The 21,642-nt window shown below is 72.1% G+C and carries 18 protein-coding genes and 1 pseudogene; 5 read left to right on the top strand and 14 right to left on the bottom strand.

Annotated elements, in window-relative coordinates; genetic code table 11:
• Nucleotides 1-320 precede the first annotated feature (320 nt).
• From ACZ4WS_RS33775 to ACZ4WS_RS33745, 7 genes are all read right to left on the bottom strand, one after another.
• Complete coding sequence (locus tag ACZ4WS_RS33775; protein WP_467986533.1) at nt 321-5,894, bottom strand: trypsin-like peptidase domain-containing protein; 5,574 nt, start codon at nt 5,892-5,894, stop codon at nt 321-323.
• Nucleotides 5,895-5,956: 62 nt separating this feature from the next.
• Entirely contained in the window at nt 5,957-6,286 is a 330-nt protein-coding gene (locus tag ACZ4WS_RS33770) for a trypco2 family protein (RefSeq protein ID WP_467986532.1), read from the bottom strand.
• A 293-nt stretch (nt 6,287-6,579) separates the two neighbouring features.
• The gene (locus ACZ4WS_RS33765; protein ID WP_467986530.1) at nt 6,580-8,838 is read right to left on the bottom strand and encodes a putative bifunctional diguanylate cyclase/phosphodiesterase; all 2,259 of its coding nucleotides are present in this window, start codon (nt 8,836-8,838) and stop codon (nt 6,580-6,582) included.
• A gap of 259 nt (nt 8,839-9,097) precedes the next feature.
• Nucleotides 9,098-11,290, bottom strand: coding sequence for an NAD-dependent DNA ligase LigA (gene ligA, locus ACZ4WS_RS33760; protein WP_467986529.1), 2,193 nt, complete (start codon nt 11,288-11,290; stop codon nt 9,098-9,100).
• Between the two features lie 15 nt (nt 11,291-11,305).
• Complete coding sequence (locus ACZ4WS_RS33755; RefSeq protein ID WP_467986528.1) at nt 11,306-12,313, bottom strand: methionine synthase; 1,008 nt, start codon at nt 12,311-12,313, stop codon at nt 11,306-11,308.
• Nucleotides 12,314-12,344: 31 nt separating this feature from the next.
• The gene (locus tag ACZ4WS_RS33750) at nt 12,345-13,043 is read right to left on the bottom strand and encodes an SDR family oxidoreductase (protein WP_467986527.1); all 699 of its coding nucleotides are present in this window, start codon (nt 13,041-13,043) and stop codon (nt 12,345-12,347) included.
• Nucleotides 13,044-13,050: 7 nt separating this feature from the next.
• Nucleotides 13,051-13,590, bottom strand: a complete 540-nt coding sequence (locus ACZ4WS_RS33745; protein ID WP_467986525.1) for an LOG family protein — start codon at nt 13,588-13,590, stop codon at nt 13,051-13,053.
• A 51-nt stretch (nt 13,591-13,641) separates the two neighbouring features.
• On the opposite strand from ACZ4WS_RS33745, the gene ACZ4WS_RS33740 reads away from it, so the two are divergent.
• Entirely contained in the window at nt 13,642-13,968 is a 327-nt protein-coding gene (locus ACZ4WS_RS33740; protein WP_467986524.1) for a DUF427 domain-containing protein, read from the top strand.
• Between the two features lie 91 nt (nt 13,969-14,059).
• Nucleotides 14,060-14,851 (top strand): alpha/beta fold hydrolase, encoded by a 792-nt coding sequence (locus ACZ4WS_RS33735; protein WP_467986523.1) that lies wholly within the window; start codon nt 14,060-14,062, stop codon nt 14,849-14,851.
• Nucleotides 14,852-14,952: 101 nt separating this feature from the next.
• On the opposite strand, the gene mnmA is transcribed toward ACZ4WS_RS33735, so the two are convergent.
• Nucleotides 14,953-16,074: a tRNA 2-thiouridine(34) synthase MnmA gene (gene mnmA / locus ACZ4WS_RS33730; protein ID WP_467986521.1), complete on the bottom strand. Its 1,122-nt coding sequence runs from the start codon at nt 16,072-16,074 to the stop codon at nt 14,953-14,955.
• A gap of 60 nt (nt 16,075-16,134) precedes the next feature.
• Between mnmA and ACZ4WS_RS33725 the strand changes: the two genes are divergently transcribed.
• A complete protein-coding gene (locus tag ACZ4WS_RS33725) occupies nt 16,135-16,830 on the top strand; it encodes an N-acetylmuramoyl-L-alanine amidase (RefSeq protein ID WP_467986519.1) in 696 nt (231 codons plus the stop codon).
• A gap of 64 nt (nt 16,831-16,894) precedes the next feature.
• Here ACZ4WS_RS33725 and ACZ4WS_RS33720 read toward each other — a convergent pair whose 3' ends face one another.
• The 3 genes from ACZ4WS_RS33720 to ACZ4WS_RS33710 form a co-directional block, all read right to left on the bottom strand.
• Nucleotides 16,895-18,064, bottom strand: a complete 1,170-nt coding sequence (locus ACZ4WS_RS33720; protein WP_467986517.1) for a cysteine desulfurase family protein — start codon at nt 18,062-18,064, stop codon at nt 16,895-16,897.
• Nucleotides 18,065-18,290: 226 nt separating this feature from the next.
• Nucleotides 18,291-18,557, bottom strand: a complete 267-nt coding sequence (locus ACZ4WS_RS33715; protein WP_467986516.1) for a DUF4190 domain-containing protein — start codon at nt 18,555-18,557, stop codon at nt 18,291-18,293.
• A gap of 22 nt (nt 18,558-18,579) precedes the next feature.
• On the bottom strand, nt 18,580-18,747 hold the full coding sequence (locus ACZ4WS_RS33710) for a hypothetical protein (RefSeq protein ID WP_467986515.1): 168 nt from the start codon (nt 18,745-18,747) through the stop codon (nt 18,580-18,582).
• A 184-nt stretch (nt 18,748-18,931) separates the two neighbouring features.
• On the opposite strand from ACZ4WS_RS33710, the gene ACZ4WS_RS33705 reads away from it, so the two are divergent.
• The gene (locus ACZ4WS_RS33705) at nt 18,932-19,558 is read left to right on the top strand and encodes a TetR family transcriptional regulator (protein WP_467986513.1); all 627 of its coding nucleotides are present in this window, start codon (nt 18,932-18,934) and stop codon (nt 19,556-19,558) included.
• Nucleotides 19,559-19,637: 79 nt separating this feature from the next.
• On the opposite strand, the gene ACZ4WS_RS33700 is transcribed toward ACZ4WS_RS33705, so the two are convergent.
• Nucleotides 19,638-20,006 (bottom strand): hypothetical protein, encoded by a 369-nt coding sequence (locus tag ACZ4WS_RS33700; RefSeq protein ID WP_467986511.1) that lies wholly within the window; start codon nt 20,004-20,006, stop codon nt 19,638-19,640.
• A gap of 145 nt (nt 20,007-20,151) precedes the next feature.
• Nucleotides 20,152-20,529 (bottom strand): annotated as a pseudogene (locus ACZ4WS_RS33695) (WCX domain-containing protein); the annotation flags it as partial.
• On the opposite strand from ACZ4WS_RS33695, the gene ACZ4WS_RS33690 reads away from it, so the two are divergent.
• Nucleotides 20,452-20,685, top strand: a complete 234-nt coding sequence (locus ACZ4WS_RS33690) for a hypothetical protein (RefSeq protein WP_467986510.1) — start codon at nt 20,452-20,454, stop codon at nt 20,683-20,685. The pseudogene ACZ4WS_RS33695 and the gene ACZ4WS_RS33690 sit on opposite strands and share 78 nt — an antisense overlap.
• On the opposite strand, the gene ACZ4WS_RS33685 is transcribed toward ACZ4WS_RS33690, so the two are convergent.
• Nucleotides 20,678-21,538, bottom strand: a complete 861-nt coding sequence (locus ACZ4WS_RS33685; protein WP_467986509.1) for a thioesterase family protein — start codon at nt 21,536-21,538, stop codon at nt 20,678-20,680. The genes ACZ4WS_RS33690 and ACZ4WS_RS33685 overlap by 8 nt on opposite strands.
• Nucleotides 21,539-21,642 lie beyond the last annotated feature (104 nt).

The raw sequence follows: 21,642 nt of genomic DNA, 5'->3' as shown, positions 1-21,642 counted from the left end.
CGGGGACCCGTGCCCGTGAAACGGTTTGTCTGCGGGGGGCGTGGACGGATTGTCTGTGGGGGGTGGGGGCGGATTCGGGCGGGCTCCCTGACGGGCTGCGTGCGGGCTGCGTGGATGTTTGTCCGCAGGGGCGCGCGCGGTTTGCCTGCGGGCCGGGCGGGCGGATACGCGCGGGGGCGCGGGCGGATTCACGCGGGCCCCTGACGGGCTGCGTGCGGGCTGCGTGGATGTTTGTCCGCAGGGGCGCGGACGGTTTGCCTGCGGGCCGGGCGGGCGGATTCCCTACGGCCCGCCCGGACCCCCGATGGGCTGCGCGCGGGCTACGCGATTGCCTGGCGCCACTGTCCTGCGCGGGTCTGCACCGCCTCGGCCTCGTCGTCCCTGCCGAGGGCGCGCAGGGTGCGGGTCTGGCCGTCGAGGACATCGAGGAGCTCGAGGCCGTACTCGTGCGGGTTCTGCCGGGCCAGCGGGTCGAGGAGGACGGCGGCCTCCTCGTACGGGATCAGCGCCTGGGCGGGCTGCCCCAGGTGCAGATGGCACAGGGCCGTCTGGGTCTGCGCGGCGACCAGTTCCAGGATGATGTCGAGGTGGGCGCCGCCGAATCCCCGGAAGATGTCCGCGGCCTCGCGCAGCGGGCCCAGCGCCTCGGCGGGCTGCGCGAGGGCGGTCAGGGAGCAGCCCACCAGGTTCAGCACCGAGCCCAGGCCGACGAGCGCCTCCTGCTCGCCCGGCCACTCCCGGTACAGCTCCGCCGCCTCGGACGCCACCGCGACCGTCTCCTCGTACGCGGCCAGGGCGGCCTCCTCCGTCCCGGCCTGGGCGGCCGTGGTGAACCGGTGGACGGCCTGGACGCCGAGGGTCTTGGCGAGGACCAGGCGTACGGAGCGATCGTCGGCCGGCAGACCGCGCAGGAGCGCGACGGCGGCGTCGGCGTGGTCCCCGAAGGGCTCGCCGAGCTGATGACCGCACCGGGCGAGCACCAGGTGCGCGCCGCCCCGGAGCAAGACCTCCGCGGGAGCGTCCCTGGCACCCAGCAGCTCGAGGCCCTTCTCAGCCCCGTCGATCGCGTCCGGCAGCTCGCCGAGGCCCAGCAAGCTCTCCGCCAGCGCGACGAGCGTCCTGGCCCTCGATACCTCGACGGCCGCCGCAACCTCGGGCGGGAGGCTCTCGAACACGCCTGCGGACTCCGCGAACCGCTCTGCCGCCAGGTCGGCGCGGCCGAGCTGAACGTGGCAACTGCCCTGGGTGGAGAGGGTTTCGGCCAGGAACATGGCCTGGTTGACATCGGCGGCGTCCCGCACCAGATGCTCCGCCTGCCCCAGTTCCACCAGCGCCTCCGCGTGTTGCCCCAGTCCGGCGAGGCAGAGTCCGTGGGTGTAGCGGGTCCTGGCGAGGGCATGGCGGACGACCGGATTGTCCGCCGCGTACGGCCGCAGATCCTCCGTGGCCCGTGCCAGCGGGCCGAGCGCCTCTTCCGGGCGGCCGAGGTCGATCCGGCACTGCGCCAGGGTGACCAGCGCCTCCGCACGGTTCACGCCGAACTCGTCGTACGCCTCGCCCCGCTCCTCGAAGCCGTCGTAGACGGCGGATGCCTCGGCCGCCCGGTCTTCCGCCTCGGCCGGGTTCCCGACCAACAGCAGTCCGGCGGCCAGCGTGCCGAGCGCCATGCCGTGCATGAGGCGCAGCACCGGGCCCTCGACGGGCAGCTCGGTCAGGATGCCGACCGCCTCGCGGGCCGCGGCGACGCCGTCCTCGAGGCGGCCCAGACGCAGGGCGCATACGCCGACCAGGCTCAGTCCCCGCGCGAGCGCCTCCCGGCCCTCGTCGCCGCCGTCGGCCACCGCACGGCAGATCGCCACAGCCCGCTCGGCCGGGTCCGCCGCCTGCACCGTCCGGCCCAGGGTGAGGAGCGCGGTGCTCAGGGAAAGGAGCGCGTGGGCCTCGCCGAACGGACGGTCCGGTTCGGCTGCCCCGCGCCCTTCCAGTAGGCCGACCGCCCGTTCGGCGGCGGCGAGGGACCGCGCGGGTCCATCGCCGCCCGCGAAGAGCAGGAGGTCGCTGAGGTTCGTGAAGGCCTCTGCGGCGCGGCCCGTGTACTGCTCGTCCTCCGCGGCCAGCTCACCGAAGACCTCGGCCTCGGTCCGCAGAGCGTCCACCGCTTCGTCGGGCCGGTCGAGCTGGAACTGCAGGTCGGCGAACTCGGCGGCGATCTGCCCGAGGTCCCGCCGGTGCTCGGGATGGTGCTGAGCCAGTTCCGCGTACAGGGCGAACGCCTCACGGCCCGCCTCGACGGCCTCCGGCAGCCGGTCGGCGACGCGCAGCAGATCGGCCAGGTCGCCCAGCGCCCGGGCCAGCGCGGACCCCGGAGCCGGGGCGTCCAGCGCCCCGTGGGAGGCCGTGGCACCGGTCGGCGCGTACGCGACGAAGTCCTCGGGAAGCATCGCGCGACGCTCCGCGACCAGTTCCTGGGCATACCCGAGCGCCTCGTCGGTCCGGTCGGCCGCCCGGCTGTAGTCGACAAGGATGCCGAGGCCCCGGGCGAGCATCCAGCGTTGCGAGGGCTCCCCGGGAACGACGAGACGGCGCAGCAGCTCGACGCTCTCCCCGGCGGGCACGAGGGCTGCGTCGTACCGGTTCTGCAAGGTCATCATCCAGGCCAGTACGCGCAGTTGCTCGGCCTGGTCGAATGCCTGGTAGCGGGCCTGGTTCCCGGCCGCGCGCCGGGACAGCAGCGGTACGAGCGCGTTCCTGAGCCGGTCCGGGGCGCGGGCGCCGAAGCCCTCGACGACGCGCGCGAGCACGCGTTCGAGCGTCAGCGTGAAGCCCGCTTCATTGTGGGGCCAGTCCGGGTCGGAACCGGCGCACGGGCGGTAGCCGCCCGGGTCCGGCGCCAGCGACGGGGCGCCTTCCGGTACGGCGTCGAGGCTGCGGGCGAGATCGACGAGCAGCTCCCGCATGTCGACGATGAAGGACCGCTGCGCGCCGCTGCTCCTGATCGCCCGCGCGAGCGTCCTGGCCGCGTCTCCCTGCCGGCCCGCGTCGGCATGGCAGGCGGCGAGGTTGATCAACGCGTCGGCGCAGGCGTCCCGGTGGCGCGGGTCCTGGGTGGCGAGCTGCTCGTACTGCTCGGCCGCCCGGCCCAGCAGGCCCACCGCGCGGTCGCGGTCGCCGGAGCGCGCCAGGCAGGTGCCCAGGTTGTACGCCGCCCGAGCCCGGGTCGGCGGGTCGGCACTCTCGTTCTCCGTGTACGCCCGCTCGGCGTCCAGGGTCGCCGAGCCCAGGTCGCCTACGGCCTCGCGGTGGGCCACCAGGTCGGTGAGGAGGTCGGCGCGGGTGCGGAGTTCGGCGGGGGTGAGGAGGGGGCGGGCGTCGTATCCGGCCACCGCCAGCGCGGCGACGCGGCAGCGCAGGGAGGCCACCGTGCGGGCGGGGACCGGGCCCGGATGGCACACGGCGGCGGCCGCGGTGGCCAGGGCGCCGTCCGTGTCGAGCGCCGCGCCCCACTCGACGGAGGTCTCCAAAAGACTCGGCAACTGCGACTCCGGCTGGGCGGCGGCCTCTTCGGCCAGCCCGCCGAGCCGGGCCACGAGGAGCCCGCGCAGCGCGGCGCGCACGTGCCGGCGGCCGTCCTGGCGGGCGGCGAGCTGGAGGACTTCGAGCATGCGGACGGTGTGGTCGAGAGTGCGCGCGGGGTGATCGTGGAGGCGACGGACCAGGCGGGCGAGATCCACCCCGGTGTCTTCGAGAAGCTGCTCGGCGAGCAGGTCGGGGGCGAGCGGGGCCAGTTGGTCGCCCGGTCCGGGGAACAACTCCTTGAGCCACTCCGAGGTCCGCACACGGCGGGCGGTTTCGCTGCGGGGGGCTTCGGGGCGGGTGGATTCGGGGCGGGCGGATTCGGGGCGGGTGGATTCGGGGCGGGCGGATTCGGGGCGGGCGGATTCGGGGCGGGCGGATTCGGGGCGGGCGGATTCGGGGCGGGCGGTTTCGCTGCGGGGGGCTTCGGGGCGGGTGGATTCGGGGCGGGCGGTGTCAGGTTGGGCGGTGTCGCTGCGGCGGGTTTCGTTTCGGTCGGACTCGGTACGGCCGGACTCACTGCGATCGGAGTCGGCGCGGCCGGACTCACTGCCACCGATCCCAGTACGACCGTCCCCACCGCCACGGGTCTCAGCACGACCGTCCCCACCGCCACCGGTCCCAGCACGACCGTCCCCACCGCCACGGGTCCCAGCACGACCGTCCCCGCCGCCACCGGGCTCCCTGCCGTCGGACTCGCCGTGGTCATCCAGCTCGCGCAGCGCGGTGAGCAGGGCCTCCGCCTCGGTGCGGGTAGGGGTGGTGAGCGTGGTGAGGACCACCGCCTGGTGGGTGGTGGTCGGGTGGAGGTCCGCGATGCCGTGCGCGCCGAGGCGCCCCTCCCAACGGGTCCGTTCGCGGCCGACGAAGAGCTTCAGGGTGCCGCTCGCTGTCGGGGACGTCTGGCCGCGCAGGGCGAGGAGCACGGCGAGGTGCACCTTGAGCGGGTTGCTGTATCCGGCGTCGCTGAGATCGGGCAGCACCGCGGGCACCGTACCGCCGCCGAAGGCCCCCAGCGCCTTGCGCGCGTGCCGGACCCGGTCCGCCGGTTCCAGGCGCCCCGCCGCGAGGCGGATGAGTTCCCTGGTGCTGTGTTCGACCAGCCCCGAGGTGCTGCGGCGCAGGTCGGCCCACCAGGTGACCGAGTCGGGCAGCGGGAAGCCGACGCGGGGATCGCCGGCGTCCTGACCGGGCGTCCGGTCGAGCAGCAGCAGACGCAGCGGCGCACCGCGGCGGCCGGGGCGGCCGAACCCGGCGAGCAGCCGGCCGACAGAGTCCGTCAGACCGTCCGGATAGTCGATCACCAGCAGGGTGGGCCAGACGAGTTCGACCCGTGTGTCGTGCGCGAGGGTCAGCTCCCTGAGGCTGGCGAACCCGGCCGACCAGCCGTCCGCCACGGCCTCCCGGCACAGTTCCGCGGCCAGCCGGGTCTTGCCCGCGCCTCCGTCGCCGGTCACCACCGCCACGCTGAACCGTTCCGGCGCGGCCCACCAGCGCCGCAGCCGCCCGAGTTCCTCCTCGCGGCCGAGGAAGGGAACGCGGTGGTACTTCGCCTGGAGGAGCAGGAAGTCCGGAGCGCCCACCGGGTCGAGGTCCTCGTACGCCGGAGTCAGGAACCCGTCGGCCCGCGCGTCGAGTTCGGCGACCCGCGGCCACGGATACACCTCCTCGACCTGATGGGCGTACACCCTCACCAGGCCCGCGAACCGACGGTCCTCCAGCAGCCGCGACACGGTGACCGCCTCGAGCCTGCGCCCGCCGAACATCACCGGGTCGGCGACCACGACGCCGAGCAACTCCCGACCGGGGCCCAGCAGTACGGCACCCGACATGCCCTGCCAGGCGGAGGCGCCCGCGCCGAGGGAGACCGGGTGGGCGCTGGTGATGTCGACGTGGTACCGCCCGCCCAGGGCGCCGGTGGTCCTGCTGATCGTTCCTTGCAGGGTCTCCGGTTCGCGGGACCCGTCGGCCCGCCGCTGCGCCTGGGGGAATCCGTGCGCCCAGCACCGTACGCCGCTGTCCTTGACCCGGCCCCAGCGCAGCGCGCCCCGGTCCGGCGCGGTCCGCCAGGGCGCGGAGGGCACGCGCAACAGGGCGGCGTCCAGGGCGCCTTCGGGTTCCCAGGCGAGCCGGGCCTCGACGTCGTCCGCCTCGCCGAACATCCGCAGGCGGTACGGCGGCCCTTCGCGCAGCACATGCCGTGCGGTCAGGACGAGGTCGTCCCCCACCGCGTACCCCGACCCGTAGCTCACCCCGTCCCGGCCACCGGCCCAGACCTCGACCACCCGGTGAGCTCCCCGCCGCCGCTGCTCACTGTCCATGGCCCGACTCCCCCTTGCCGGCCTCGCCTGTCACCAGATCCGCGGTACGGACCCGCAGGGCCTCAGTCGGGCAGGACCACCGGCGGCCGCTGCGCCATCTCGTCCCCCACCTGGACCTTCTGCCCGTCGGGCGCTCCGGCGAGACGCGGCGCCAACGTCAGCGTCAGCCGATGCGTCGACCCCCGGCTCCGCTCCGCCGATGCCCCGGTCGTCACCACGCTCCACAACCCGGCCTTGGCGTTCGCCCCGACCCCCGCGCTGAGCGTGACCTCCAACTCCAGCACCACAGAGTCCAGTTCGAACTTCAGCGGCTGCCCCTCCCCCACCGCCATCGCCGTCTGCAACTCCACCCGCAACTTCGCAATCGCCTCGGCCAACGGGACTTCTGCCATCCACCCACCACCAGAGCCGATTTGAACCGACTTATCGCCACGTGAGGCGAGTCGAGTGTAGGGCGCGGGGCGGGCGCGGGCCCAGGGGTGTGCACGGGGAGGCGAGTTCGGCAGGCGGCGGCGCCGGTGCAGATGGCGCGGCGCTCAAAGGCCGCGGGGCCACGAACCCGCAGGGCCACGAACCCGCAGCCGTCGACGGCGGAACACCCCCAAGGATGGCCGCACTTTCCAACTGAGGAGCACGGACCGCAGAGCGGGCGGTGCCGGAGGTGCCAGCGGTGCCGGCGGGCCCCCTATTCGTCCGCCGCAGCCGCAGGCAACGATGCAGGCAACGAAGCAGCGGGCCGCTGCCACCCCCGCGACCCGCGGGCGCGCAGCCACGCCGTGGCTTCGTCGGCGGGCATGGCGGCAGCGACGAGCCACCCCTGCACCGCGTCGCACCCAAGGTCCCGCAACCGCTCCCACGTCTCGTCGTCCTCGACCCCCTCGGCGACGACGAGCAGCCCGAGCGAATGCGCGAGATCGAGGGTGCAGCGCACGATCTCCGCGTCCTCGTTGTCCACCGCGAGCCGGGCGACGAACGACCGGTCGATCTTCAGCTCGCTGACCGGCAGCCGGCGCAGATGCACGAGCGACGAATACCCCGTACCGAAGTCGTCCAGCGACATCTTCACCCCGTGCCCGGTGAGCGCGGCCAGGGTGTCCGCGGCCCGCTGCGGATCCTCGAGCAGCACATGCTCGGTTATCTCCAGCTGCAACGCCCCCGCGGGAACCCCGTGCCGGGCGAGCCGCGCGGCCACCGCCCCGGCGAACCCGGGAGTGTGGACATCGCGCGGCGAGACATTCACCGCGACCGGCACATACAGCCCCTGCGCCCGCCACCGCGCGACCTGCCCGAGCGCCGTGTCCAGCACGTACTCGGTGAGGTGCGGCATCAGCCCGGACGACTCGGCGATGGCGATGAACTCGTCCGGCGGCACCTTCCCGCGCTCGGGATGCACCCAGCGGACCAGGGCCTCAAGTCCGGCGACCTGCCCGTCGAAACGGACCTTCGGCTGATAGTGCAGCTCCACGTCACCGGCGTCGAGCGCCCGGCGCAGGTCGCCGAGCAGGCCCAGCCGGTCCGGCGTGTTCGAGTCCCGCTTGGACTCGTACACCTCCACCCCGGTCCGGTCCCGCTTGGCCTGGTACATCGCGACGTCCGCGCGCCGCAGCAGCCCCTCCGCGTCCAGCGCGTGATCGGGGAAGACGGCGAGCCCGGCGCTCGCTTCCAGGACGAGGGTGAGCCCGTCGAGGTCGAGCGGCGAGCCGAGCGCGGCGACAAGGTTGCGGGCGACCCGCGTGGCCGACGTCGTGGAGTCGGCGACCGGCAGTAACACGGCGAACTCGTCGCCGCCGAGCCGCGCGGCCTCCGCCCCGCGCGGCAGTGCGAGCCGCAGCCGGTCTGCTATCTGAAGGAGCAGCCGGTCCCCCGCGAGATGCCCCAACGTGTCATTCACGGAACGGAAACGGTCCATGTCGATCAGCAGCAGGGCAGAACGCGCCCCAATGCGCTCGGCATCGTCCAGGGCCGTCCAGGTGCGTTCGAGCAGCCACTGCCGGTTGGGCAACCCGGTCAGCGGATCTAGCAGCTGCTCCTCCGCCCGCGCGCGAGCGATCCACAGCGTGGAGTCGAGCGCGATCAGGGGGATCGAGAACAGCGGCAGCAGCACCGGCAGCGCGACCGCGACCACACAGAGCAGCGGCGCGATCCCGAGCAACGCACCCGCGACGAGCCCCTGTCTGACCAGGGCCGTACGCGCGACGGTGGGCAGACCGCTGGTGCGCGGTGCGTGCAGGTACCAGAGCAGGGCGCGGGTGACCGCGAGATACGCGACCGCGACCAGCACCACCTCGGGTGCGGCGGAGACGCTCCAGGTCTCCGGGTTCCAGGGCGTCTCGACGGACGGGAACCGCCCGAACGCGGCCAGGACCAGCGCTCCGGCGCCGATGCCGAGGATGTCGACCGCGCCGTGCAGCACCCCCTGCCGCCAGCGGTTGCGGCGCGCGACGCCGACCAGGACGACGACGGTCAGGCTGACCATTCCGGCGGGCACCCAGCCGTACAGCAGCAGGACCGCGAGGGTGAGCGCCGCGCCGGATCCGGTGCCGCCCCACCAGCGGGCCCGGCCGAGGGCGACCAGGTGGCCGACGATGATGCCGGTCAGCACAGCCAGCGCCCAGCCGACGGCGCCGGACGGGAAGAGCGCGTGGTCGCCGCTGAACGCCCGGTAGAAACCGGCGCCCAGGACGAACCCGGCCGCCGCGACGACCGCCGCGGGCAGCGCGGGCCAGGAGACGTGCCGCTCGGGATCGTGGCCGGGCAGGCCGGGATCGCGGTCGGCGCCGAGTCCGCCGACACCGGGGCCGGTGCCGTCGGTGAGGTACGTCGAGCCGCGCACGCCCGTGCCGGGCTGCTCCGAGGACCGCACTGTCCGGCGGCCTCCCCCAAGCCATGCGCCGGTCATCCGGCGCAGCCGTGAGTCAGGGGCGGCGCTCTCGGTCGGTTCCATTCCCGTCCCTCTCACAGCCGGCGGTGCCCACGCCACGCGGTCCGATGCCCGACAGACCATCAACGGCACCGCGTCTGAAAACCCTTCCCCAGGCTCTCGAAGAGCAGGGGATGCCCCAACCGCAGCTGGGCACGGCAGGTGCACACCTCAACAGTAGGCCGCAGAAGGCTTCCACGGGCAGCCGTCGTCTACGGTTGCCCGAATGCGACCCGGCCACCCGTATGCATCTGATATGCGCCGAACGGGTGGCCTTCAACCGCTACTCCTCGATCGGAAGCGCGACTTCCGCCGCCGCCTCCGGCCCTTGTTCGAGCAGGACGGCGAAGCCCCCCTCGTTCAGAACCGGCACCTTCAGCTGCATCGCCTTGTCGTACTTCGAACCAGGATTGTCACCTACGACGACGAAAGATGTCTTCTTCGAAACAGAACCGGTGACTTTCGCTCCCCGGCTCTGCAGGGCCTCTTTCGCGCCGTCCCGTGTGTGGTGTTCGAGCGTGCCGGTGACGACGACGATGAGCCCTTCGAGCGGGCGCGGGCCTTCGTCCTCGCCGGAGCCCTCGTCCTCCAACCTGACTCCGGCGGCCTTCCACTTGCGCAGGATCTCGCGGTGCCACTCCTCGGCGAACCACTGCTTGACCGAGGCCGCGATGATCCCGCCGACGCCGTCGACCGCGGCGAGTTCCTCCTCCGTGGCCTGCTCGATGCGGTCGATGGAGCGGAACTCGCGGGCCAGCGCCTCGGCGGCCACCGGGCCGACGTGCCGGATGGAGAGTCCGTTGATGAAGCGGGCGAGCGGACGGTTCCTGGCCTCGGCGATGTTGGCCAGCAGGGCGAGGGTGTTCTTCTTCGGCTCGCCCTTCTGGTTGGCGAAGACCGTGACGACCTTCTCCTCACCGGTCTTGGGGTCCCGCTTGGGCAGCCCGCTGTCCTGGTCGAGGACGTACGCCTTGATGGGGAGGAGCTGTTCGACGGTGAGGTCGAAGAGGTCGCCCTCGTCGACGAGCGGCGGTTCGGCGGGCTCCAGCGGACGGGTCAATGCCGCCGCCGCCACATTGCCGAAGTGCTCGATGTCGAGACACTCCCGGCCCGCGAGATAGGAGACGCGCTCTCTCAACTGGGCCGGGCAGGTACGGCCGTTGGGGCAGCGCAGGTCGATGTCGCCTTCCTTCATGGCACGCAGCGGCGTCCCGCACTCCGGGCACTCGGCCGGCATCACGAACTCCCGCTCGGTGCCATCGCGCAGATCGACGACCGGCCCGAGGATCTCCGGGATGACGTCTCCGGCCTTGCGCAGCACGACCGTGTCCCCGATGAGGACACCCTTCGCCTTCACCACTTCCTGGTTGTGCAGGGTGGCGAACTCGACTTCTGACCCGGCGACCGTGACCGGTTCGACCTGTGCGTACGGCGTGACGCGACCGGTGCGGCCGACACCGACCTTGATGTCGATCAGCTTGGTGTTGACCTCTTCCGGCGCGTACTTCCACGCGATCGCCCAGCGCGGGGCTCGGGCGGTGGAGCCCAGCCAGCCCTGAAGGCGGATCTCGTCGAGCTTGACGACCACGCCGTCGATCTCATGCTCCACGGAGTGACGGTTCTCCCCGTAGTACGCGATGAACTCCCGTACGCCGTCGAGGTCGTCGACCACCTTGGCGTACTGCGTAGTCGGCAGGCCCCACTCACGCAGCAGGTCGTACGCCTGGGAGAGGCGGTCGATGTCGAAGCCCTCGCGGGCGCCGATGCCGTGGACGACCATGTGCAGCGGCCGGGTCGCGGTGACGCGCGGGTCCTTCTGGCGCAGGGAACCCGCCGCCGCGTTGCGCGGGTTGGCGAAGGGCTTGTCGCCGGCCTCCACCAGGCGGGCGTTGAGCTCCTCGAACTTCTCCATCGGGAAGTAGACCTCGCCGCGGATCTCCACGAGGTCCGGGACGCGGTCGCCCTTCAGACGGTCCGGAATCTCCGCGATCGTACGGACATTGGGGGTGATGTCCTCGCCCGTGCGGCCGTCGCCGCGGGTCGCCGCGCGCGTGAGACGGCCGTGCTCGTACGTGAGGTTGACCGCGAGGCCGTCGACCTTCAGCTCGCACAGGAAGTGGTAGTCGGAGGTGCCCACGTCCCTGGCGACGCGCTCGGCCCAGGCCGCGAGCCCCAAGTCGTCGAAGGCGTTGTCGAGCGACAGCATGCGCTCGCGGTGCTGGACGGAGGTGAACCCCGTCTCGTACGCCCCCGCGACCTTCTGGGTCGGCGAGTCGGGCGTGCGCAGCTCGGGGTATTGCTCCTCCAGCTCCTCCAGTGAGCGCAGGAGTTGGTCGAACTCCGCGTCGCTGACGACCGGCTGGTCCTTCACGTAGTACCGGAAGCGGTGCTCCTCGATCTGCTCAGCGAGCTGCGCGTGCTTCTCCCGTGCCTCGGCGGGTACCGATGTGGGCTCTGCGTGCTTTTCGCCGGCCACCGTGTTGTCCTCCCGTTACTCAGGGTTGTCCGCGAGGGATCTCGCCGCCCGGACGCACTGGGCGAGTGCCTTGCGGGCATAGTCGGGGGAAGCCCCCGCGAGCCCGCACGACGGAGTGACCGTGACCGCCTCCGCGAGAAGGCCCGGTTGCAGCCCCAGCCTGCGCCACAGCGTCCTGACACCCATGACGCTACCGGCAGGGTCTGACAATGGGCCGTCCACGCCCGGGACGACACCTGCGAAGAGCCGCGTCCCCCCTTCCACGGCTTCCCCGATCGCGTCGTCGTCACGCTCGGTGAGCAGCGCGAAGTCGAACGAGATCGCCGCGGCGCCCGTCCTGCGCAGGAGGGCGAACGGCACGTCGGGGGCGCACGAGTGCACCACGACGGGGCCGCCGCCGTGTACCCCGATGACGTCCCGCAGCGTCGCCTCGACGACCTGCCGGTCCACGGCCCGGTGGGTCCGGTAGCCGCTGGCGGACTTGACCTGTCCGCGCAGTACGGCGTTGAGCGACGGTTCGTCGAGCTGGAGCACGAGCTGGGCGCCGGGGACGCGCCGCCGCACCTCGTCGAGATGCAGGCGCAGTCCCTCGGCGAGCGATCCGGCGAGATCCCGGCACGCGCCCACGTCGGAGAGGGCCACCTCACCGTTCTTCAACTCCAGCGCGGCGGCGAGGGTCCAGGGACCGACGGCCTGCACCTTCAGCGGCCCCTCGTACCCCTGCGTGAACTCTTCAAGGGCGTCGAGGTCCTCCCCCAGCCATGACCTGGCCCGCTTGGTGTCCCGCCCCGGCCGGTCCCCGAACCGCCAGCCGCTGGGCTCCACGCGCGCGTACAGCTCGACCAGCATCCCGGCGGTCCGCCCGATCATGTCCGCCCCGGGGCCCCGGGCGGGCAGTTCGGGAAGGAAGGGGAAGTCCTCGAAGGATCCGGTGACGGTCTTCGCGGCCTCCCGCGCGTCACCGCCCGGCATGGACCCGACCCCGGTCGCGGAACCGAACCTGAACTCGCTGTTTTCGCTCACCCCGGCAGCCTACGGAATGACCAGGGGGAGGTCAGCGGCCCGGTCGCACCGTCAGGTCGTTGACCTCCGCGTCCCGCGGCAGGTCGATGGCCATCAGGATGGTCGTCGCGACGGACTCCGGGTCGATCCACTTGGCGGCGTCGTACTCCTTGCCCTCCTGCTGGTGGACCTTGGCCTGCATGGGGCTTGCGGTGCGGCCGGGGTAGACGGAGGTGACGCGGACGCCGTTCGTGTGTTCCTCGTGGCGGAGGGAGTCGGCGAGGGCCTTGAGGCCGTGTTTGGAGGCGGCGTACGCGGACCAGTCGGCGTGGGCGTTCAGGCCGGCGCCGGAGTTGACGAACACCACGTGGCCCTGGGCGAGGCGGAGTTGGGGCAGGAAGTGGCGGGTCAGCTCGGCGGGGGCGATCAGGTTGACGTTGAGCTGGTGGCGCCAGGACTTGGGGGTCAGCTCGCCCACCCGGCCCAGGTCGACCACGCCCGCGATGTGCAGCAGCGAGTCGATCCGGTCGGGCAGCGTCTGGTGCGAGAACGCCCAGGAGAGCTTGTCCGGGTCCGCCAGGTCTCCGACGAGGGTCTTCGCTCCCGGGTACTCCCCCGCGAGTTCTTTCGCACGGCCCGCGTCGCGCGCGTGCAGCACGAGTTCGTCCCCGCGCGTGTGGAGGCGGCGGGCGACGGCGGCGCCGATGCCGGAGCCCGCCCCGGTGATCACATGTGTAGCCATGCCCGCCATGCTCGCATCACCGGGTGCCGTGACTCTCCTCCAGGTAGGCCAGTGCGCCCACCGGCTCCTCCGCGAAGAACACCAGGTCGGCGAGCGGGCGCGGCAGGAAACCCTCGCCCTCCATGCGCCGGAACTGCTCCTTGAGGCCGTCGTAGAAGCCCGCCGTGTTGAGCAGGACCACCGGCTTGTCCGTCTTCCCGTGCTTCTTCAGCTCCAGGATCTCGGTCGCCTCGTCGAGCGTCCCCGTGCCGCCGACCATGATCACCACCGCGTCGGCCTTCTCCAGCAGCAGCGCCTTGCGCTCGGCGAGGTCACGGGCGATCACCATCTCGTCGGCGCCCGCGCGGGCCTTGGCCGCCAGGAAGTCCACGGAGACGCCCAGCAGACGCCCGCCCGCCTCCTGCACACCGTCGGCGACCACCTTCATCAGACCGACGTCCGAACCGCCCCACACCAGCGTGTGGCCGCCCTTGCCGAGCAGCTTCGCGAACTCCCGCGCGGGGCGCGTGTAGCGGTCGTCGAGGTCGGCGGCGGAGAGGAAGACGCAGATATTCATGCGCCCACCGTACGGGGGGAAGAACTACGGGCCCACCGGTGCTTTCCCTGTATGGCTGAAGGACACACGATCACCATCGAGCAGGGCACGGACCATGTACGCGTCGTGCACGGCGACCAGGTACTCGCGGAGAGCGACCGCGCCCTGGTGCTGCGCGAGACCGGCTGTCCGGTGCGCTACTACCTCCCGGCCGAGGACGTCCGTCTGGATCTGCTGACGCCCTCCGACACCCACACGTACTGCCCCTTCAAGGGCACGGCGTCCTACTGGTCCCGCCCCGACGCGGCCGACCTCGTCTGGGCCTACCCCGATCCCAAGCCCGACGTCGCCGAGATCAAGGACCACCTCTGCTTCTACGAAGCAGAAGTCAAGAAGTAGAAGTCAAGAAGTAGAGGTCCCGAAGCAGCCGTCACGAAGCAGCTGTGTCGTGACCCGATGAGTTCCGGGATCCCCGGCAGTCTCTACAGACATGGACAAGAAGACCCTCTCGCGCGACGGAACCCCCCTCGCGTACGAACGCTACGGTGACGGCCCGGCGGTCGTCCTGGTCGGCGGAGCCATGTGTACGGGCGCCACGCTGGCGCCCCTGGCCGAGGCCCTCTCGGACCGCTTCGGCGCCGTCACCTACGACCGCCGGGGCCGCGGCGACAGCGGCGACACCGTCCCCTTCGCGGTGGCCCGTGAGATCGAGGACATCGCGGCGCTGATGGAGGCGTCCGGGGGCAGCGCGGCGCTCTACGGCATCTCGTCGGGCGGCGCGCTGGTACTGGAAGCGGCGGCGAGCGGGGTGCTGCCCGTCAGCAAGGTCGCCGTCTACGAAACGCCGTTCGCCGTCTACGAAGGGGGCGGAAAAGAGCGTCTGGAGTACACGGAGCGGCTGACCGAGCTGCTCGGCGAGGACCGACGCGGGGACGCCGTCGAGCTGTTCATGGCACTCGCCGGTACGCCTCCGGAGATGATCGCGGACGCCCGCCGGTCCCCCGGTTGGCCGGACATGGAGGCGATCGCGCCCACACTGGCGTACGACAACGCGGCGATGGGCGACGGCCTGGTGCCCCGGGACCGGCTGGCCTCGGTCAGCGTGCCCGTGCTCTCCGTCGCCGGCGGGGCCAGTCCCGAGTGGATGCGCCAGGCGGCGCGGGCCGTGGCGGACACGGCGCCCGACGGGACGTACCGCACGCTGGACGGCCAGACCCACAGGGTCGATCCCCAGGCCCTGGCACCGCTCCTGAAGGAGTTCTACTCGCAGCCCGGCGCCTAGGCGCCGGCCTCCGCCTGGATCGTCCGCCGATCGGCGATCGGCGACAACCGGCTGATCAGGAAGTTGGGGCCGATCCGGGCCCGGACGGCCCGGAGCAGTGCCTAGACAGCCGCCGTCGCGCGCGTGGTCGTCGCGATCGTCGCCGAGCCGACCACGCGCGTGCCGTCGTACAGGACGATCGCCTGGCCGGGGGCGACGCCTCGGACGGGCTCGGCGAAGCTGACCTCGAGCGAGCCGTCGACGAGCTCGGCGGTGACCGTCGTCTCGCCGCCGTGGGCGCGGAGTTGGGCGGTGTAGGTGCCAGGACCGGTCGGGGCGGCGCCGCACCAGCGGGGCTTGATGGCCGTCAGCGCGTTCACGTCGAGCGCGTCCGCCGGGCCGACCGTCACCGTGTTGTTCACCGGCGAGATGTCCAGGACGTAGCGCGGCTTGCCGTCGGCGGCCGGGGTGCCGATGCGCAGCCCCTTGCGCTGGCCGATCGTGAAGCCGAACGCGCCCTCGTGGGTGCCCAGCTTGGCGCCGGACTCGTCGACGATGTCGCCCTCCGCCTTGCCCAGGCGGTTCGCGAGGAACCCCTGGGTGTCGCCGTCGGCGATGAAGCAGATGTCGTGCGAGTCGGGCTTCTTGGCTACGGCGAGGCCCCGGCGCTCGGCCTCGGCGCGGATCTCGTCCTTCGTGGTGACCGTGTCGCCGAGCGGGAACAGCGCGTGGGCGAGCTGGCGGTCGTCGAGCACCCCGAGGACGTACGACTGGTCCTTGGCCATGTCGGAGGCGCGGTGCAGCTCTCGCGTGCCGTCCTCGGGGACGATGACCTGCGCGTAGTGGCCCGTGCAGACCGCGTCGAAGCCGAGCGCGAGCGCCTTGTCGAGCAGGGCGGCGAACTTGATCTTCTCGTTACAGCGCAGGCACGGGTTCGGGGTGCGCCCCGCCTCGTACTCGGCGATGAAGTCCTCGACCACGTCCTCGCGGAAGCGCTCGGCGAGATCCCACACGTAGAAGGGGATGCCGATGACGTCCGCCGCGCGACGGGCGTCGCGCGAATCCTCGATGGTGCAACAGCCGCGGGCGCCGGTCCGGAACGATTGCGGGTTGGCGGAGAGCGCGAGGTGCACGCCCGTCACGTCGTGGCCTGCTTCCGCCGCGCGGGCTGCGGCTACGGCGGAGTCCACGCCGCCGGACATGGCGGCGAGGACGCGGAGGGGGCGCTGCGAGGTCTCAGTCATAACCCCTCCAGGGTACGGGGCCGTGGGAACCGAAGCCTGCGAGTATCCGTTGAAGATCGCATGGGGGAGAAAACGGGGAAGAAAAAGGCAGAGCCACCGGGCCGCAAGGCCAGGGACGGGGACCGGCGGATCGGGCGCCGGACGCTGCTCATCGGCGGTGCGGCGGCCGCCGTGGGCACGGCGGTGCTGGCTCGGGACGAGCTCGGGCACCTGTGGTGGCGGCTGCCCGGCGTGGACAAGCCGCGGGTGGCGGGTGCGGTCGACTTCCGGGGCGCGCAGTGGGTGGCAGCGTCGGAGGCGAACTGGCGGCGGGCGGACCGGCCCGACGACTACGGGATAGACCGGGTGATCATCCATGTCACCCAGGGCAACTTCCAGAGCGCGGTGAGGGTCTTCCAGGACCCGGGGCACGGCGCCGCCGCGCACTACATCGTCCGCAAGGACGGCCACATCACCCAGATGATCCGCGAGCTGGACGTGGCGTTCCACGCGGGGAACCGGGAGTACAACGAGCGCAGTGTCGGCATAGAGCACGAGGGCTTCGTCGAGCGCGCCTCCTCGTTCACGGACGCGATGTACGCCGCCTCCGCGCGTCTCACGGCCGAGATCTGCGCGCGGTACGGCATAGCCGTCGACCGCGAGCACATCATCGGGCATGTGGAGGTGCCGGGCACGGATCACACCGATCCCGGGCCGTACTGGGACTGGGACCGGTACATACGGCTGGTGCGGGAGGCACATACGGCGAAGTCCTAGCCCCGCGTACGGTGCCGGGCCCCGCGTACGGCGCGAGCGGCGAGGGCGTGCCCGGCCGGGGTGCCTAGCTGAGCCCCGCCGTCCGCGCCCGTTCCACCGCCGGGCCGATCGCGCGAGCCACCGCCTCGACGTCCGCCTCCGTGGAGGTGTGGCCGAGGGAGAAGCGGAGGGTGCCGCGGGCCAGGTCGGGGTCGGTGCCGGTGGCGAGGAGGACGTGGCTGGGCTGGGCGACGCCCGCCGTGCACGCGGAGCCGGTGGAGCACTCGATGCCCTGCGCGTCCAGGAGCAGCAGCAGGGAGTCGCCCTCGCAGCCGGGGAACGTGAAGTGCGCGTTCGCGGGCAGGCGGCCCCCGGTGGCGGGGTCGCCGCCGAGGATCGCGTCGGGCACGGCCTTGCGTACGGCCTCGACCAGGTCGTCGCGCAGGGCGCCGACCTCGCGGGCGAACCACTCACGCTGCTCGGCGGCGAGCCGCCCGGCGACGGCGAACGACGCGATCGCGGGCACGTCGAGCGTGCCGGAGCGCACATGGCGCTCCTGGCCGCCGCCGTGCAGGACGGGTACGGGGCTGTACTCGCGGCCGAGCAGCAGCGCGCCGATGCCGTACGGGCCGCCGATCTTGTGCCCCGAGACGGTCATCGCGGCGAGGCCGGAGGTGCCGAAGTCGACGGGGACCTGGCCGAAGGCCTGGACGGCGTCGGCGTGCAGCGGAATGCCGAACTCGGCGGCGACGTCGGCCAGTTCACGGACCGGCATGACCGTGCCGATCTCGTTGTTGGCCCACATGACCGTGGCGAGGGCGACGTCGTCGGGGTTACGGGCGATGGCCTCGCGCAGGGCGTCCGGGTGGACGCGGCCGTACGAGTCGACGGGGAGGTACTCGACCGTCGCGCCCTCGTGTTCGCCGAGCCAGTGGACGGCGTCGAGGACGGCGTGGTGCTCGACGGGGCTGGCGAGGATGCGGGTGCGGGTCGCTGCCGCGTCTCTGCGGGACCAGTACAGGCCCTTCACCGCGAGGTTGTCGGCCTCGGTGCCGCCGGAGGTGAAGACCACCTCGCTGGGGCGTGCGCCGAGGGCGTCCGCCAGGGTTTCGCGGGCTTCCTCGACCGTCCGCCGGGCGCGGCGGCCGGCGGCGTGGAGGGAGGAGGCGTTGCCCGTGATGCTCAGCTGCGCGGTCAGTGCCTCTGCCGCCTCGGGGAGCATGGGTGTGGTCGCGGCGTGGTCCAGGTAAGCCATGGTGGGCCCGATTCTACGGGCCGCCGCTCCACGGCCTCGGCCCCCACCGTGGGTGGTCGTCGGTCTGGTCGGCGCCCGGGGTTCCCAGTGCGCCTTCCCGGCGCCGGGGCGGGACCCCTCTGCAGCGCACCCGGCGCTGTCAGCTGTGCCCAGCCTCCCCCACTCTCGGCTCAGCTCGAGCGGGGGGACCCCCCTCGCCCTGCGGAACGATTGCCCACAGCGGTACTCAGAAGTTCCAGGACAACGTGCTGTCGAACTGCATGAACGCCGCCAGTACCACCAGGTCGGCGATGCCCAGGCCGAGGCCGAGGAAGGCGCGGCCCCGGCGGGCCGTGCCGCGCCAGAGGGCGACGGAGGCGAGGGCGATGGCGATGGGGCCCAGGAAGACGTTCAGGACCAGGAGGCCGAGGAGGCCGAGGATGAAGGAGGCGACGGCCATGCCGTCGGTGTCCCGCGTACCGGTGCGGTGGGCCTGAGCAGCGGTGAGTTCCATGACGTAAGTCAGCTCCCGACAATCAGTTGGTGGAGGGCTGGCGCCGGCGGGCGTTCCGCTCGCGTACCGCGAAGACGGCCAGCCAGATGCCGATGACGGCAGCGACGACGAGGGTGACGGGCAGCGGCACGTGGGCCACCGAACCCATGACGACACCCAGCAGCAGGAGGGCGGCGACGAGGAACAGCATGAGATGCCTCTCGTGGAAGTCTCGAAGTCCCGTCCCCGGGGCCGGAGCCTCGACGGTGAGGTCCCGAATGTTTCGGGGACTTGACGACTCAGTGAACGGTTGTAGTAACAGTTGTTCACTGACTCTTGAGTCTAGCGCGTCCCCCGGCTTTCCAATTACAGAGAACAGTTGTTAACTGCATGGCATGAGTCACACTCTCGGCATCCGACAGGCCCAGAAGCAGAAGACCCGACAGGCGCTCCTGGACGCGGCGTTGGCACTGCTGGAGGAGCAGAGCCTGAGCAGCCTGGGCCTGCGCGAGGTCACCCGCGCCGTCGGTGTCGCCCCGACCGCCTTCTACCGGCACTTCCGCTCGACGGCGGATCTCGGCGTGGCGCTCGTCGAGGAGGCGCTGGGCAGCCTGCACCCGATGATCGGGGACACGGTGTCCGCGGCCGGGGACAGCGACGAACGCATCACGCGCGCCGTCGATCTGATCGCCCGCCATGTCGAGGCGCACCCGGCGCATGTCCGTTTCATCGCGCGCGAGCGGCACGGCGGCGTCCAGCCGGTCCGGGAGGCGATCACGGAGCAACTGGCCCGGTTCGCCGAGGAGGTGAAGGTCGAACTGGCCAAACACTCCGAGTCGGAGGGGTGGAGCGACGACGATCTGCTGATGCTCGCGGGCCTGTATGTCGACCACATGCTGATGGCGGCCTCCCAGTTCCTGGAGGCACTGGAGGCGTCCGAGGAGGAGCGGGACCGGGTGGCCTGCGTGGCAAGCCGCCAGATGCGGCTGATCGCGATCGGCCGCCGCAACTGGCTGGGGTGACGCGTCCGTCCGCCGGACGCGTCACCCTTGTCGCACGTGTGAGGAAAGCAGCTGTCACACGTGGGGAAAGCGGCCCCGGTCAGCCCTGAGCGGCCTGCTGGCTCTGGCCGCCCTGCTGCCCACCGGGACCGCCGCCGCAGCCACCCTGACCGCCACCCTGGCCACCGCCGGGACCGCCGCTCGGCATCCCCGACGGGGCGCCGGACCCGGCCTTCCCCGTGGGCATGCCCGACGGCGACCCGGTCGGCATGCCCGACGGCATCCCGGAGGGCCCGCCGCTGGGCTGCCCGGACGGACCACCGCTCGGCATGCCTGACGGCCGCTGACAGTTCTGGCCGGAGTTGCCGCTGGTCGAGGAGGACGACGAGTCGTCCGAGCCGCAGGCCGCCAGCAGGGGCGAGAGCGCCAGTAGGGCGACGGCCGGGACGAGTCGTGCACGACGGTTCATGAGGGTAACTCCCAGTCAAGTCACGGGATCCGGTTTATGAATGCCGGATGAGTGCCGGATGAGCGGAGGACAGAGGACCAGACCCACGTGAGGCCGCGCTGTGCCGAACCTGTGGTTTCCTGTGGACCACGCGCTCCGGTCGGGGTCAACCCGCCCCGTACAACGCCGTGATGGATGCCGCCGTCCCGGCCAGCTCCGCCCGCACCTCCGGCGGCGAGACGACCTCCAACCGGTCCGCGAAGGCCAGCAGGGCACGGGCTTCGCGGACAAAGCCGTACGACAGATGAGCGGTTACCCACTCGCTCGCGCCGTCGTCCTCCGGCAACGCCGTGAGCGAGGAGGCGTTGAGGCGCAGGAACATGTCGAGGCGGGAGCGCTGTACCCGAACTGTGACATCGAGTCCGCCGGGCCGCTCCTCCACCTGGCGGCGCAACACCTCCCAGACGTGGGCGAGTTCCACGCCCGGCCGCCGCTTCACCGGATCCGGCAGCAGCGTGGCCGACCGCACCCTGTCGGCCCGGAACTGGCCGAGTTCGCGCTCGCCATCGCCCGTCGCGTCCTGCCCGACGAGCAGCGCGAGGGCGACGACCTGCCCTTCGACTCGGCGGCGCCGGCCCCCGAAGGGGCCGACGCCTACGGGCGGTTGGCGGCCTATCTCGGCCGGCGGCCGCTCAGCTGAGTCGTACCCTCGCGAGCTGCCGGGACTGCGCGACCAGCCGGTCCGCGCTGTCCCACACCTCGGCGTCCTCCTCCAGGAAGCCCCCGGCGAGGTTACGCGTGGTGATCGACACCCGCAGCGGACCGGGCGCCGGACGGGAACGCACGTGCACCGTCAGCTCGACGGTCGGCACCCAGCCGGACAACCCGATCTCGAAGGCGGTCGGCGGCAGCGCGTCGACCGCGAGGAGCAGCGACAAGGGGTCCGCGTCGCGGCCGTCGGCGAGGCCGAACCAGGACCGCATCTCGCCCTTCCCGGACGGCGATCCGAGCGCCCAGCCCAGCGTCGACGGGTCGAGCTTGAGCATCAGCCGGTCGGCGATGGCGGAGCTGCCGGAGACGGGGGCCGGGCCGTCCTGCGGTCCGAAGCACTGGTCCATGGGCGGGATCGCGGGCGGTTTCGCCGTCGTACGGACGTCGTCGGGCAGGGTGTCGAGATCGCCGTACGAGGCGAGGACGCGGATCCGCTCGACCTCGCGGCCCTCGTCGTCGTACTGGAAGAGGGACGCCTGGCCGGTCGACAGCGTCCGCCCCGTGCGCACGACGTCCGTGCGGACGACCGCGGGGCCCGGCTGGGACGCGGTCAGGTAGTGCGCGGAGATCGTGAACGGGTCGGGGTGCGGCAGGGCGTCCGCGAGCGCGCGGCCCAGGACGGCCAGCAGATAGCCGCCGTTGACGGCGCTGATGATCGTCCAGCCGGCGGAGAGGTCGATGTCGTAGACGCCGGGTTCGCGCAGGGTCACCGCGGTGTCCCGGTCGAACTCACTGTCGCCGATCGTGGCCCGTACGGCCTGTACCGAAGCTGCTTCTGGCATGCATGAACGGTACAACAGGAAATTACTAAGCGGTAGCTTTGACTGTTTCGGGCGCGTGACACCTGAACGCAAGCCCAAGGTGAGGAGTCGGCAATTTCTTGGTA

The organism is Streptomyces sp. NPDC029292, from assembly GCF_055569295.1.
Note: the sequence above shows the minus strand (reverse complement) of the source record. Positions and strands in the feature narration are given on the sequence as shown.

Excerpts from the sequence above, each read along its gene's own strand:
- ACZ4WS_RS33775 (WP_467986533.1), bottom strand. The coding sequence starts at position 5,894 with ATGGACAGTGAGCAGCGGCGGCGGGGAGCTCACCGGGTGGTCGAGGTC.
- ACZ4WS_RS33685 (WP_467986509.1), bottom strand. The coding sequence starts at position 21,538 with ATGCCAGAAGCAGCTTCGGTACAGGCCGTACGGGCCACGATCGGCGAC.
- ACZ4WS_RS33710 (WP_467986515.1), bottom strand. The coding sequence starts at position 18,747 with ATGCTGTTCCTCGTCGCCGCCCTCCTGCTGCTGGGTGTCGTCATGGGT.
- ACZ4WS_RS33705 (WP_467986513.1), top strand. The coding sequence starts at position 18,932 with ATGAGTCACACTCTCGGCATCCGACAGGCCCAGAAGCAGAAGACCCGA.
- ACZ4WS_RS33740 (WP_467986524.1), top strand. The coding sequence starts at position 13,642 with ATGGCTGAAGGACACACGATCACCATCGAGCAGGGCACGGACCATGTA.
- ACZ4WS_RS33770 (WP_467986532.1), bottom strand. The coding sequence starts at position 6,286 with ATGGCAGAAGTCCCGTTGGCCGAGGCGATTGCGAAGTTGCGGGTGGAG.
- ACZ4WS_RS33765 (WP_467986530.1), bottom strand. The coding sequence starts at position 8,838 with ATGGAACCGACCGAGAGCGCCGCCCCTGACTCACGGCTGCGCCGGATG.
- mnmA (WP_467986521.1), bottom strand. The coding sequence starts at position 16,074 with ATGACTGAGACCTCGCAGCGCCCCCTCCGCGTCCTCGCCGCCATGTCC.
- ACZ4WS_RS33720 (WP_467986517.1), bottom strand. The coding sequence starts at position 18,064 with ATGGCTTACCTGGACCACGCCGCGACCACACCCATGCTCCCCGAGGCG.
- ACZ4WS_RS33700 (WP_467986511.1), bottom strand. The coding sequence starts at position 20,006 with ATGAACCGTCGTGCACGACTCGTCCCGGCCGTCGCCCTACTGGCGCTC.
- ACZ4WS_RS33725 (WP_467986519.1), top strand. The coding sequence starts at position 16,135 with ATGGGGGAGAAAACGGGGAAGAAAAAGGCAGAGCCACCGGGCCGCAAG.
- ACZ4WS_RS33715 (WP_467986516.1), bottom strand. The coding sequence starts at position 18,557 with ATGGAACTCACCGCTGCTCAGGCCCACCGCACCGGTACGCGGGACACC.
- ACZ4WS_RS33745 (WP_467986525.1), bottom strand. The coding sequence starts at position 13,590 with ATGAATATCTGCGTCTTCCTCTCCGCCGCCGACCTCGACGACCGCTAC.
- ACZ4WS_RS33735 (WP_467986523.1), top strand. The coding sequence starts at position 14,060 with ATGGACAAGAAGACCCTCTCGCGCGACGGAACCCCCCTCGCGTACGAA.
- ACZ4WS_RS33750 (WP_467986527.1), bottom strand. The coding sequence starts at position 13,043 with ATGGCGGGCATGGCTACACATGTGATCACCGGGGCGGGCTCCGGCATC.